The sequence below is a fragment of the Vibrio sp. BS-M-Sm-2 genome, from assembly GCF_041504345.1.
In the GTDB taxonomy this organism is placed as follows: Bacteria; Pseudomonadota; Gammaproteobacteria; order Enterobacterales; family Vibrionaceae; genus Vibrio; species Vibrio satsumensis.
In genome coordinates this window covers 2,195,830-2,209,039 of the sequence record NZ_CP167894.1, presented here as the reverse complement: position 1 = coordinate 2,209,039, position 13,210 = coordinate 2,195,830, and the positions used below count along the sequence as shown (strand labels likewise).

The 13,210-nt window shown below is 46.7% G+C and carries 7 protein-coding genes and 2 pseudogenes; 3 read left to right on the top strand and 6 right to left on the bottom strand.

Translation table 11 applies throughout. The features are described from left to right. Nucleotides 1-69 precede the first annotated feature (69 nt). From AB8613_RS10015 to argC, 3 genes are all read right to left on the bottom strand, one after another. Complete coding sequence (locus AB8613_RS10015; RefSeq protein WP_017061137.1) at nt 70-1,281, bottom strand: argininosuccinate synthase; 1,212 nt, start codon at nt 1,279-1,281, stop codon at nt 70-72. 113 nt (nt 1,282-1,394) lie between these two features. Continuing rightward, entirely contained in the window at nt 1,395-2,183 is a 789-nt protein-coding gene (gene argB, locus AB8613_RS10010) for an acetylglutamate kinase (RefSeq protein WP_146492426.1), read from the bottom strand. Between the two features lie 12 nt (nt 2,184-2,195). Further along, nucleotides 2,196-3,200: an N-acetyl-gamma-glutamyl-phosphate reductase gene (argC, locus tag AB8613_RS10005; protein ID WP_372383791.1), complete on the bottom strand. Its 1,005-nt coding sequence runs from the start codon at nt 3,198-3,200 to the stop codon at nt 2,196-2,198. A gap of 153 nt (nt 3,201-3,353) precedes the next feature. On the opposite strand from argC, the gene argE reads away from it, so the two are divergent. From argE to AB8613_RS09990, 3 genes and pseudogenes are all read left to right on the top strand, one after another. Continuing rightward, the gene (gene argE, locus AB8613_RS10000) at nt 3,354-4,490 is read left to right on the top strand and encodes an acetylornithine deacetylase (RefSeq protein WP_372383790.1); all 1,137 of its coding nucleotides are present in this window, start codon (nt 3,354-3,356) and stop codon (nt 4,488-4,490) included. A gap of 224 nt (nt 4,491-4,714) precedes the next feature. Then, nucleotides 4,715-7,379 (top strand): annotated as a pseudogene (gene ppc / locus AB8613_RS09995) (phosphoenolpyruvate carboxylase). Between the two features lie 349 nt (nt 7,380-7,728). Continuing rightward, nucleotides 7,729-8,268, top strand: a complete 540-nt coding sequence (locus AB8613_RS09990) for a PadR family transcriptional regulator (RefSeq protein ID WP_010435321.1) — start codon at nt 7,729-7,731, stop codon at nt 8,266-8,268. 148 nt (nt 8,269-8,416) lie between these two features. Here AB8613_RS09990 and metF read toward each other — a convergent pair whose 3' ends face one another. The 3 genes and pseudogenes from metF to AB8613_RS09975 form a co-directional block, all read right to left on the bottom strand. Next, nucleotides 8,417-9,316: a methylenetetrahydrofolate reductase gene (gene metF / locus AB8613_RS09985; protein ID WP_004729683.1), complete on the bottom strand. Its 900-nt coding sequence runs from the start codon at nt 9,314-9,316 to the stop codon at nt 8,417-8,419. Between the two features lie 297 nt (nt 9,317-9,613). After that, nucleotides 9,614-12,025, bottom strand: a complete 2,412-nt coding sequence (locus AB8613_RS09980; RefSeq protein ID WP_372383789.1) for a bifunctional aspartate kinase/homoserine dehydrogenase II — start codon at nt 12,023-12,025, stop codon at nt 9,614-9,616. Nucleotides 12,026-12,027: 2 nt separating this feature from the next. After that, nucleotides 12,028-13,208 (bottom strand): annotated as a pseudogene (locus AB8613_RS09975) (O-succinylhomoserine (thiol)-lyase). Between the last annotated feature and the right edge of the window lie 2 nt (nt 13,209-13,210).

The following is a 13,210-nucleotide window of genomic DNA, read 5'->3' as shown; positions in this document are numbered from 1 at the left end:
GCATAATCATGTCTGTTTACTGGCCTTCAATATTTCAGTGAAGGCTAGCTCACTAACTCATTGTTAGCATTACTTTTGGCTATTCAGAGCACGGATACGGCTTGATAGAGAGTAAAGACGGATGAAGCCTTCAGCGTGGCTTTGGTCGTAAACTTCATCTTCACCAAAAGTAGCAAACTCTTCAGAGTATAGGCTGTTGTCAGAACGCTTCTGAGTTACCGTTGCATGGCCTTTGTAAAGCTTGATAACCACTTCACCATTCACGTCTTGAGCTAGCTCTTCTGTCGCTGCAAGGATTGACTTACATAGCGGAGTGAACCAACGACCATCGTATACAAGGTGAGAAGCCTTAACACCTAGCTCTTCACGGAATTCGAATGCCGCCTTATCAAGAACCAGTTGCTCTACTGCACGCAGTGCTTCCATCATGATTGTGCCACCTGGAGTTTCGTAACAACCACGAGACTTCATGCCAACAAGACGGTTTTCTACGATATCGATACGACCAACACCGTGCTTAGCACCTTTCTCGTTTAGGTAAACCAGTGCGTTGTATGGCGTCATTGTTTCGCCATCAACCGCAACCACTTCGCCTTTTTCAACTTTAAGCGTCACTGTTTCAGATTCGTTTGGCGCTTGCTCTGGGTCTACAGTCCAAGCCCAGCAATCTTCGTTAGGTGCATTCCATGTGTTTTCAAGAACGCCACCTTCTGTTGAGATGTGCCATGCGTTTGCATCACGCGAGTAAATCTTAGTAAGAGAAGCCGTACAAGGGATGTTACGCTCTGCTAGGTAATCTAGACACTCTTCACGACTCACTAGATCCCATTCACGCCAAGGTGCAATTACGTGTAGGTCCGGGGCTAGTGCAGCGAATGCGCCTTCAAAACGAACTTGGTCGTTACCTTTACCTGTACAGCCGTGACACAGTGCGTCTGCACCTACTTTACGTGCGACTTCAACCTGTGCTTTCGCGATGATTGGACGAGCCATCGACGTACCTAGTAGGTATTTACCTTCGTAGTAAGCGCCCGTTTTCAGCGTTGGGTAGATGTAGTCAGCAACCATCTCTTCTTTAAGGTCTGCGATGTAACACTCAGATGCACCAGACGCTTTTGCTTTCTCTTCGATACCAATCAACTCTTCGTCGCCTTGACCAACATCAGCAACAAACGCAACCACTTCACAGTCATAGTTCTCTTTCAACCATGGAATGATTACGGATGTGTCTAGACCGCCAGAGTAGGCTACTACAACTTTCTTTACGTTAACTTTGCTCATTTTCTTTCTCCTAGTTTCCATACTGCACATGGCGGTCAGCGTTGGAAATGACTTCATAATTATATGTTTATTTAATTTGTCTAAATTCTTTAAGCAGTGACTCGTTGTGAGACCTACTGAGGTAAAAACTGTGTTCCTATGCTTTTACCTGAAAACAGTTGTGTTAGCTTTTCTGGGTATCGCCAAGTGGCAACTTCGATTGGTCGTCCAAGGTCGTTAGCGGCTTCTAGTGCGGCTTGAACCTTAACGATCATGCCATCGGTAATCACTTTGCCTGTAATAAGGTCATCAGCTTGCTGTTGATTAAGGCTTGGAATGAGGTGGCCTTTGCCATCCAACACACCACTTACATCAGAAAGAAGCACCAGTTCAGCATCAAGTGCGCCAGCAACGGCAACCGCAGCTTGGTCGGCATTGACGTTCATCAGTTGGCCTTGTTCAGTTAGGCCAATTGAACTGATGATTGGCAGTGCGCCAGCATTAAGAATCGCTTGCAGGACGGTTGAGTCGCCCGGCTCCGCTTTTCCTACTGCGCCCAGCTCAGGGTTCAATTCGCTCACTTTGCATAAACCACCATCTGCAAGGCTCAAACCAACGGCATTGATACCATCTTTAATTGCCTGACCTTGAAGTAGTTTGTTGGCCGTGCCCGCTAGTGCACCAGCGATCACAGGGATCTGGTCATAAGGAGTAACACGTAGCCCTTCTTTCTTAACCGTTTTTAGGTTTAGCTTACTCATCAAATCATCAACAAGGTAACCACCACCGTGAACGATCACGATAGGACGCTGTGCCTGCTGTTGGTAAGCTGAAATAGCACCAAATAACTTGCTGAGTGTTTCACCACAAGATAGCGCAGCGCCACCTAACTTTATGATTAATGGTTGATTATTAAGGCTCATATCTAGATTCCTTTACACTAACGCAGTTAATGGCGCAAAACCATAACGTAAATTTAAACACTGCATCGCTTGGCTAGATGCACCCTTTAATAAATTATCAATCGCTGAAACAACGATGATGTGCTGACCTTGGACCTTCCAACCTAAGTCGCAGAAAGGCGTCTGTTCTACATCTTGAATTCTTGGCAGTGTCTCTTCGAGTAACCTCACTGCAGGTTTATCTTGGTAAGCTTGCTCAAAGGCATCTTGTATCTGTTGTTCTGTCACGCCTTCAGCCAGTTTCATGGTGATGGTCGCTAAAATACCGCGCTTAAAGTTGCCGAGGTGCGGAGTGAAAATCACATCACACCCTAAATGTGCGGCCATTTCAGGTTGATGACGGTGATTGAAGACGCCATAAGCTTGCAGGCTCACTTCGCAGAAGCTGTTAACCATGGTCGCCTTACGACCTGCTCCTGTAACACCACTGGTTGCGTTAATCACAGGCCATTGGTTCTCGTCCAGTAACTTAGCTTCAACTAAAGGCTTAATCGCCAGTTGTGATGCCGTTGGGTAACAACCTGCGACTGCAACAAGCTGAGCTTCTTTTATTTCTTGTTCGTTCCATTCAGCTAAACCGTAAGCTGCTTTGTCTAACCATTGTTCGTGTTGATGTTCAAAACCGTAGAACTCTTGGTAAAAGTTCTCGCCTTTAACTCTGAATGCACCCGATAGGTCGAACACTTGGCAATCGTTCTCTAGAAAGATTGGCGCTAGGTCATGACTGACCTCATGTGCCGTTGCTAGAAAAATCACATCGGACTGTTTAGCCACTTCTTCCGGATTCGTTAGCGGTTGTACTGGCATATCAATCAAACCAGCTAACTTACCGTGCAACGCCGCAATAGGTTTACCTGCGTCTACACTATTGGCTGAGACATACAAACCTGATAGCGTGAGCTCAGGGTGTCTGTTTATCATTAGAGCCAGTTCTGCTCCTGTGTAGCCGCTTGCGCCAATGATCGTGGTTTTCAACATCTCAACACATCCATTCTTGAGGTAAGTTACTTTTCAAATTTGACTATTCATACTTAATTTTTAGCTTTATTTGATTTCTTATGCATTAAATATGATTTAATATGTGTTTTACCGACTTATAGTTTTCCTGTCAATAGTAGAAGTGAAGATATTATGCAATTACCGAGTTTCCTTGAGGTCTATAAAGGCCTTATTTCCACAGACTCTATTAGCTCGACTGATCCAAGCTGGGATCATGGCAACGAGAAAGTGATCGAAAAGATGGCACAATGGTTCAAAGACTTAGGCTTTAGCGTTGAGGTCGTGGAAGTCGAGCCCGGCAAGCATAATATGGTCGCAAAAATGGGGGAAGGCGAAGGTGGCTTGCTACTAGCAGGACACAGCGACACCGTGCCATTCGATGAAGGGCGTTGGAATTTCGACCCTCACGCATTGACAGAACACAACAATCGCTTCTACGGACTAGGTACCGCCGATATGAAAGGCTTTTTTGCTTTTGTGTATGAAGCGGCTAAAAAGATGGATTGGAGCAAGCAAACCAAACCACTTTATGTACTGGCAACCTGTGATGAAGAGACCACCATGTTAGGTGCGCGTCATTTCACTGAAAATGCGCCGTTTAAGCCGGATTACTGCATCATTGGTGAACCAACCAGCCTTGTGCCTATTCGTGGTCATAAAGGTCATGTCGCCAATGCCGTGCGAGTAACCGGTAAATCAGGTCACTCTTCAGATCCTGCATTAGGTGTCAACGCCATCGAAATCATGCATGAAGTGCTGTTTGCTTTGATGCAGCTGCGTGACAAGTTAGTCAAAGAGTATCACCACCCGGGTTTCGCGATTCCAAGTCCGACGCTAAACCTGGGGCATATTCACGGCGGTGATAGCGCTAACCGAATCTGTGGCTGTTGTGAACTACATTACGACGTTCGTCCTTTACCAGGCATCAGCTTAGATGGGTTGGATAACATGCTGCGCAGCGCACTCAAAGAAGTGGAAGCAAAATGGCCGGGCAGAATTGAGATTACGCCACTACACGAACCTATCCCGGGTTACGAGTGCCAACACGACCATCCATTTATCGGTGGCATGGAATCAGTTTGCGAAACTGAATCACAAACCGTGAACTACTGTACAGAAGCACCTTTCCTTCAAGAACTTTGCCCAACCTTAGTTTTGGGTCCAGGCTCAATCGACCAAGCCCACCAGCCGGATGAGTTCTTAAGCTTCGATTTTATCGACCCAACGATTGATGTTCTGAGTAAATCGATCCGTAAATATTGTTTCTAGTTATTACTAGCTATCCGATATTTTTGTATAAAAGTCACCCGAAAAGGTGGCTTTTATTCTGTTATCCCGAACACAGCCTGATCTTGTAATTAAATTTCACTTTATTCCGAAGTATTGAAAAATTTACTTCTCCCGCATTTCTAAACCTAATAATTGCAAACTTAGAATGCTTTATTTGACTAGATACAGCAGTTTTCGCTAGATTGTGTACTTAACAAGGAACAATGGATGTAATTTTTTTACGAGGCAGGATGACAATGAACGAGAAATACGCCGCTCTCAAGAGTAACGTAAGCATGCTGGGACGCTTGCTAGGTAACACAATCCAAGATGCACATGGTGACGTTATCTTAGAGAAAGTGGAGACTATCCGTAAACTTTCCAAATCCGCCCGCGCAGGCAACAAAGCTGACCGTGACAGCCTAGTTGAAGAAATCAAAAACCTGCCGAACGAACAACTCACTCCTGTTGCTCGTGCATTTAACCAATTTCTCAACCTCACCAACATGGCAGAGCAGTACCACACGATCTCTCGCCACTGTGAGGAGCATGTTTGTGAACCAGACGTGCTGCAATCTCTATTTTCCAAATTAAATCAGAATGACATCAGCAAGCTAGACGCGGCACAAGCCGTTCGCGACCTGAACATTGAACTCGTTCTAACGGCACACCCAACAGAAATCACTCGCCGTACCATGATCAACAAACTGGTTAAGATCAACGAGTGTCTATCTAAATTAGAATTAAGCGACCTATCACACAAAGAGCGCGTGAAAACAGAACGTCGCCTAGAGCAACTTATCGCTCAAGGTTGGCACTCTGATGTAATTCGTCAGCAACGCCCGACTCCACTTGATGAAGCTAAATGGGGCTTTGCGGTTGTCGAAAACTCGCTTTGGGAAGCTGTGCCAGATTTCCTACGTGAAATGGACGGCCGACTAAAAGGTTACCTTGGTGAAGGCCTGCCAATCGATGCTCGTCCAGTACACTTCTCATCTTGGATGGGCGGTGACCGCGATGGTAACCCATTCGTAACACACACCATCACTAAAGAAGTACTGCGCCTATCTCGCTGGAAAGCCGCAGACCTTTACCTAGGCGACGTGAACGAGCTGATTACCGAACTGTCGATGACTAAGTGTAATGATGCCGTTCGTGAACTAGCGGGGGACGAGCACAGAAGCTTACCGTGCAATCCTAAAGAGCCTACGAACTCTGCTGAACAACACGTTAGAAGTGCTTGATGCGAAACTGCATGATGCGGAAGTACCAAAGAAAGAAACACTACAGAACATCGACCAACTTTGGACACCGCTGTACGCGTGTTACCAATCGCTGCACGAATGTGGCATGGGCGTAATCGCGGACGGTTCTCTGCTTGATACCTTACGCCGCCTAAAAGCATTCGGTGTACACCTAGTGCGTCTCGATGTTCGTCAAGAAAGTACACGTCACTCAGATGTGCTGTCTGAACTGACTCGCTACCTAGGCATTGGCGATTACGACCAGTGGAGCGAGCAAGACAAGATCGCTTTCTTAACCAATGAATTAAGCTCAAAACGCCCACTACTTCCTCGTGATTGGGAGCCATCTGAACAGGTTAAAGAGGTTTTAGACACCTGTAAGGTCATTGCTGCTCAACCTCGTGAAGCGTTTGGTGCTTACGTTATCTCTATGGCTCGTACTGCATCGGATGTACTGGCTGTTCACTTGTTGTTGCAAGAATGTGGTTGCCCATACCGCATGGACGTATGCCCGCTGTTCGAAACGCTAGACGACTTGAACAACTCAGAAGCAGTAATGAAGCAGCTAATGAGCATCGACTTGTACCGTGGCTTTATCCAGAACCACCAAATGGTGATGATTGGATACTCTGACTCAGCAAAAGATGCTGGCGTAATGTCTGCAGGCTGGGCTCAATACGATGCGATGGACAAGCTGGTTAAGGTTTGCGACGAAGAAGGCATTGAACTGACTCTATTCCACGGCCGTGGCGGTACGGTTGGTCGTGGTGGTGCTCCAGCGCACGCTGCTCTTCTTTCTCAGCCACCTAAGAGCTTGAAAGGCGGTCTACGTGTAACTGAACAAGGTGAAATGATCCGCTTTAAACTTGGCTTGCCAGATGTTGCGGTAAACAGCTTCAACCTATACGCAAGTGCGATTCTAGAAGCGAACCTTCTGCCGCCACCAGAGCCTAAACAAGAGTGGCGCGACCTAATGGAAGTGCTGTCTCAAGTCTCTTGTGAGGCTTACCGTAACGTGGTTCGTGGTGAAGAGAAATTCGTACCTTACTTCCGACAAGCGACGCCTGAACTGGAGCTAGGTAAACTGCCTCTTGGTTCTCGCCCTGCTAAGCGTAACCCGAACGGCGGCGTAGAAAGCCTACGTGCGATTCCATGGATCTTCTCTTGGAGCCAAAACCGTTTGGTACTTCCTGCATGGTTAGGCGCGGGTGAAGCGATTCAGTACTCTGTAGACCAAGGCCATCAAGCTCTGCTTGAAGAGATGTGTCGCGAGTGGCCGTTCTTCTCTACCCGTCTAGGTATGTTGGAAATGGTGTACTCGAAGTGCAACATGGAAATCGCTAAGTACTACGACCAACGTCTTGTTGACGAAGAGCTATTACCGTTAGGTGAATTGCTGCGTGAACAGCTGCAAAAAGACATCAAAGCAGTGCTGAATGTAGAAAATAACGAGAACTTGATGCAGAGCGACCCTTGGGGACTTGAATCAATTCGCCTACGTAACATCTACGTTGAGCCACTAAACATGCTTCAAGCAGAGCTGCTTTACCGTACTCGTAAGTGTGAAACACCACCAGCAGAGCTAGAAGAAGCGCTAATGGTGACGATTGCAGGCATTGCAGCAGGCATGCGAAATACTGGTTAATTAGTGATTCCTACTATTCAATAGACAAAAGGTCGCCTAGTGCGACCTTTTTGTTTCACAAAATAAGCAATACTGAGTTTTTTGTCAGTTTTTTGGGTTATTTTGTCCATGTATTCTACTTTATGCTTATTATTTAGATATACTACTGCTCCGCTGCGGAAACACTCCAAAAAAATAATCTGCAGCAACTTGACCAATAAACTGGTCAACCTAGGTGATAAACGGCTTTGTAAGGTGACATAACCAACCGATGAGTTGGTGCTACTTAGACATAACCAATATAACGTGCCATTAGAAGCACACTTGTTGTTTAAGTATTTGTTTACTGTTTACCATTTGGATTTCAGACATGTCATTACCACACGTAATTCTAACCGTTTTAAGTACACGCGATGCTACTGGTTACGATATCACAAAAGAATTCTCCGCAAGCATTGGTTACTTCTGGAAAGCTAGCCACCAACAAGTTTACCGCGAGCTAAATAAAATGGCTCAGAACGACCAGGTAACTTGCGTGCTTGAGCCTCAAGAAGGCAAACCTGATCGTAAAGTTTACTCTATCACCGATGCTGGCCGTGGCGCGCTAGGTGAATGGTTTGAACAACCAACTGCACACCCAACAGTTCGTGACGAGTTCTCAGCTAAGCTAATGGCTTGTGCTGTACAACCTTCTGACGCTTACCGTGTACAACTTGCTGAACTAGTAGAAGAGTCTCGCAAACTGGTTTCTCACTACAAAGAAATCGAAGCAGCTTACTACGCAACGCCATCGACACTAGATAAGCAAGCACGTCTTGAACGTCTAACACTTCGTCGTAACCTACTTATCCGTGAAGCATGGATTGTATGGGCTGAAGAAGTACTGCTTGAACTTGGCGCTCTAGCTTAAGCTAGAAGCTAGAAGCTAGAAGCTAGAAGCTAGAAGCTAGAAGCTAGAAGCTAGAAAAGCAAAAGGCTTGAACTCTATGAGTCCAAGCCTTTTTTGTATCTATAGGATTTGAAAGTTTGCAGCCAGAGGCTGTTTACAAACGCTTTAATTACAGCGCAGCAACCTGTGGGCGAACGCCTAACGTATGGCAAAGTGCGTAGGTCATTTCTGCACGGTTTAGCGTGTAGAAGTGGAAATCTTTCACACCTTCACGGCTCAGCGTACGAACCATATCGATCGCTTGGCTAGCACCAACTAACTGACGAGTGGTTGGATCATCATCCAAACCTTCAAATTGCTTCGCCATCCAACCTGGTACTTTTACGTTGTTCATCGCAGCAAAGCGCGACGCTTGCTTAAAGTTAGACACCGGTAAGATGCCCGGTACAATCTCAACATCCACACCAGCCGCTACACAACGGTCACGAAAACGTAGGTAGCTTTCTACATCAAAGAAGAACTGAGTAATTGCACGGTTAGCACCGGCATCCACTTTACGCTTTAGGTTAATAAGATCTGATTGAGCGCTTTTTGCTTCAGGGTGAACCTCAGGGAATGCCGCTACTGAGATATCAAAATCGTGGCGAGATTTAAGTAACTCTACTAGGTCAGATGCGTACATCTCTGGCGCACCACCACCTGCTGGAATATCACCACGTAGCGCAACAATACTCTCGATACCATTCGCCCAGTAATCGTCAGCGATTTGAATCAGCTCTTCGCGGCTCGCATCAATACACGTTAGGTGCGGTGCAGCCACTAGGCCGGTTTGGTTCTTAATTTCTTTAATGATTGAGTGGGTACGATCACGCTCACCCGAGTTTGCACCGTAGGTTACCGATACAAATTTTGGTTGAAGTGTTTTAAGACGGTGAACAGAGTTCCACAGGGTCTCTTCCATCTTCTCACTGCTTGGTGGAAAAAACTCAAATGACACATTGATGTTGTCAGAAAGCTCAGCGATATTCTGATTTAAAGCGTCGATATGACTAGCGTGTGTGTATCCCATCTTACTCTCCCTGTGGCAAAAGCAACCACTAAAAACTCAAATCCTTAAACGACGTTTAGACGTCTATATGTCTGTAGAATGTATTGAATACGATTTAATGTCAACAGATCCATTATGAATTTTTCTCAAGTAGATCGTGAGTAAAACTCAAGTCGCTAGATCGATCGCAAAGCAGAAATAATGCAGAAAAAAGGCTGAAAAACACATCGTGCTTTCAGCCTTATTTATCTTAGTGAATAGTATGCCATTTACGTACTAAAACAATTGATCTAAGTATTAAACCAACCGATCTGAGCATCAGAACAGACTAGACATTCTGTTTAGGTCAGATTGAATTGCACCAGCCGTTACTTCACGACCAGCACCCGGGCCACGAATAACCAATGGATTATCTTTGTACCATTTGCTCTCAATCGCAAAGATATTATCGCAAGGCAGCAAGTTCGCTAGAGCGTGTTCTTTAGACAGAGCTTCAACGCCTACAGTTGCTTTGCCGTTCTTCTCTAAACGCGCGACGTAACGCAGAACTTTCTGTTGCGAATGTGCTTTTTCTAAACGTTCAGCCAACTCTTCACTCAGCACAGAAGCCTTATCAAAGAAGTCATCAACTGATAGCTCTTGCAGCTCTGCAGGTACGAGAGATTCTACTTTTACGTTTTCAGGTTCGATATCCAAACCCGACTCACGCGCCAGAATCACCAGCTTACGCATCACATCTGAACCATCTAGGTCAGCACGCGGGTCTGGTTCAGTCAGGCCTTGTTGCCATGCTAAGTCGACTAACTCGCTGAACGGCACCGTGCCATCAAACTGCTGGAACAACCAAGACAGCGTGCCAGAGAAAATACCCGACAGCGCAATGATGTCATCGCCACTTTCACGTAGGTCACGTACCGTGTGGTTAATCGGTAAGCCTGCACCCACTGTCGCGTTGTACAACCAATGACGGCTGATCTTAGCGAAAGCATCTTGTACTTGATGGTAATACTCACTCGATGCAGAACCAGCCACCTTGTTCGCCGAGATCAGGTGGATACCTTGTTGTGCAATTTGCAGGTACTTTGCTGCAAGCACAGGGCTTGCGGTGACATCGAGTACCACAGCTTCATCGTAACCCTGAATAGACCCCAAACGCTCTAACCAGTCGTTACCATTGTTGGCAATCGCTTCATCATCAAAACGCTTGCTCACCGAGGTCGCATCAATGCCTTGATCGTCGAACCAATAAGTTTGGCTATCAACTACCGCAACCAACTCAAAGTTCATTCCACGACGCTTTTCAAGTTCCGCTTTTTGCTCTGCAAACAGGCTTAACCAGCTTGAACCAATATTGCCCTTGCCACATAAAGCAATCGCAACACGCTTCTGCGCTTGGAATAGTTGAGAGTGAATACCTTTCACTAGGCTTGATGTTTCACTCTTACGAATCACAGCCACTAAGCTCAAGCCAGAGTTCGCTTCCGAGATGAACTCAACTGGCGAGCTCTTAAGCTGCTGGTAGAAACCGTAACAATGGTTCGGGTTCTTAGTCACGCCAGCACCCACGGCAGCAATCAAAGAGAAACCCTCTTTTAGCTTAATCTCAGCTTCAATCGCATGGTCTTGTAGATATTCTAATGCACCACCAGCGATCTCTTCCGTATAGGCAAGACGCAAGCAGTGTTGATCCGGTTCAAGCTCATAAGCCAGCGGCTCCAGTTGAGCGCGTTTAAGCCCTTCAAGCACTTCACTCTCTAGACGATCGAAATCATGGCCGTGACCAAAGGTCAGCTGCACGATAAGAACTTCATCCAGAGAAGTAATGATTTTGGCGCCACGCCCCGATGCCAGTACACGCTCTATCTGTGTAGAGCCCGCCTCCGGCTGATAGCTGCAGCGTAAGCTGAGATCCATAGCACTTTGAGCCACAGGCTGTAGCGTTCGACTGTGAAGCACTGGAGCCGCTAAACGAGCTAATTCACTGGCCTCATCAAGACGAAGCAGAGGTAGTAAGCACGCATCCGATACCAAACGAGGGTCTGCGCTGTAAACGCCCGCTACATCACTCCAAATTGTTACGCGTTCAACCTCAGCCAAAGCACCAATTACAGTTGCTGAGTAATCCGAACCGTTACGGCCGAGTAGAACCGTTTCACCCTCAGTATTTTGAGCCATAAAGCCAGTAATAACGACACGGCAATGGGCATGCTGCGCCAAAGCTTCTTTAATCAGAGGATAAGAACGTGCGCGGTCAACTTCAGGTTGAGCACCTACTTCTGCACGCAAAAAGGCACGAGCATCTTGAGCAACCGCTTGTAAATCATGTTGGCACAACAAAGCGGCTAACAGACGTGAAGACCAAACCTCACCGTGTCCTAGCACTTGTGCTTTTTGCGCTTCGCTTAGAGGAGCCGTTAACTCACCCAAAGCGGTAAATTCTTGCTGAATAGTGGCCGTTAGCTGAGCCGCAGACTCACCTTCAAGCAGCGCTTCAATCAGCTCAAGTTGGAACTGACGAAGTGCTTGCAAACATTCGTGAGCGATACGACCATCTTTATCGAGCGCTTCAACAAACTCAATCAAGCGGTTAGTTGTTTTACCCGCTGCCGACACCACGACCAAGTCAGTGGCTGATGAGTATTCTCTAAGAATGTTGACCACGCGCTGGTAACACTCAGGATTCGCTAAGCTGCTACCACCAAATTTATGTAGCTGGCGAAAGGTTGCCATTATTAACCCTCCCCTTCAGCAATAAAGCCTTGTGTCTTTTCAAACGCTTGCTTGAGGTCATCAATCAAGTCTTCTGCATCTTCAAGACCAACAGAAAGACGCAGTAACTGTTGAGAAACACCCGCTTCTGCCAGCGCTTCTTCGCCCATTGCACGGTGAGTCATCGAAGCAGGGTGACAAATCAAGCTTTCCACACCACCCAGCGATTCCGCCAAAGAGAACAGCTCTAACTTATCAACAAAGTATTTAAGCGCCTCGAATGAGCCCGCAAACTCAAAGCTCAGCATTGAACCAAAGCCAGACTGCTGCTTCTTCGCGATATCATGACCCGGATGTTCAGGAAGGCTTGGTGGTAAATCGTGCCGACGAGCTCTTGCTGCTGCAGAGACGCCAGAATTTCACGTGAGCTTTCTTCGTGAACTCGCATACGCGCACCTAGCGTACGAATACCACGTAGAGTCATGTAGCTATCAAATGGTGTGCCGGTCGCACCAATACAGTTGCCCCACCATGCTAGCTCTTCAGCGTGCTCTTCAGTTTTCGTGACGACAACGCCACCAATAACGTCCGAGTGTCCGTTGATGTACTTGGTGGTTGAGTGGATAACAAAATCCGCACCCAGTTCTAAAGGCTTTTGGAACACTGGAGTCAAAAACGTGTTATCGACAGCAACCAGAGCACCAACCTCTTTCGCTTTACGGCAAGTTTCTGCAATATCAACCACACGAACCAAAGGATTCGATGGTGTTTCAATTAAGATCAACTTTGGCTTAAGCGCGATCGCCGCATCCAGCGCCGCTTGATCCGATTGATCAACGAACAGAACTTTAAAGTCACCTTTGAGTGAGCGAGTGTTAAACAGACGGTAAGTACCGCCGTAGCAGTCGTGTGGTGCGATAATAAGATCATCGCCGCCTAGGAAAGCAGAAACCCATAAGTTAAGCGCCGAGGTACCACAATTAGTGACAACCGCGCCTTTACCCGATTCAAGCTCAAACAGTGCCGTTTCTAATAAACCGCGATTTGGGTTACCAGAACGGGTGTAATCGTACTTTGGCACTTCACCAAAAGCGGGAAACCCATAGTTAGTCGAAAGATAAATAGGTGGGACAACGGCATGGTGTTGCGTGTCTGACTCGATACCAGTACGTACTGCGATGGTTGCTGGCTTCCGGCTGCTCATAG

What these genes read in the sequence shown, in the direction of transcription:
- argE (WP_372383790.1), top strand. Translation starts at nt 3,354, where the DNA reads ATGCAATTACCGAGTTTCCTTGAGGTCTATAAAGGCCTTATTTCCACA.
- argC (WP_372383791.1), bottom strand. Translation starts at nt 3,200, where the DNA reads ATGTTGAAAACCACGATCATTGGCGCAAGCGGCTACACAGGAGCAGAA.
- AB8613_RS09990 (WP_010435321.1), top strand. Translation starts at nt 7,729, where the DNA reads ATGTCATTACCACACGTAATTCTAACCGTTTTAAGTACACGCGATGCT.
- AB8613_RS09980 (WP_372383789.1), bottom strand. Translation starts at nt 12,025, where the DNA reads ATGGCAACCTTTCGCCAGCTACATAAATTTGGTGGTAGCAGCTTAGCG.
- metF (WP_004729683.1), bottom strand. Translation starts at nt 9,316, where the DNA reads ATGGGATACACACACGCTAGTCATATCGACGCTTTAAATCAGAATATC.
- AB8613_RS10015 (WP_017061137.1), bottom strand. Translation starts at nt 1,281, where the DNA reads ATGAGCAAAGTTAACGTAAAGAAAGTTGTAGTAGCCTACTCTGGCGGT.
- argB (WP_146492426.1), bottom strand. Translation starts at nt 2,183, where the DNA reads ATGAGCCTTAATAATCAACCATTAATCATAAAGTTAGGTGGCGCTGCG.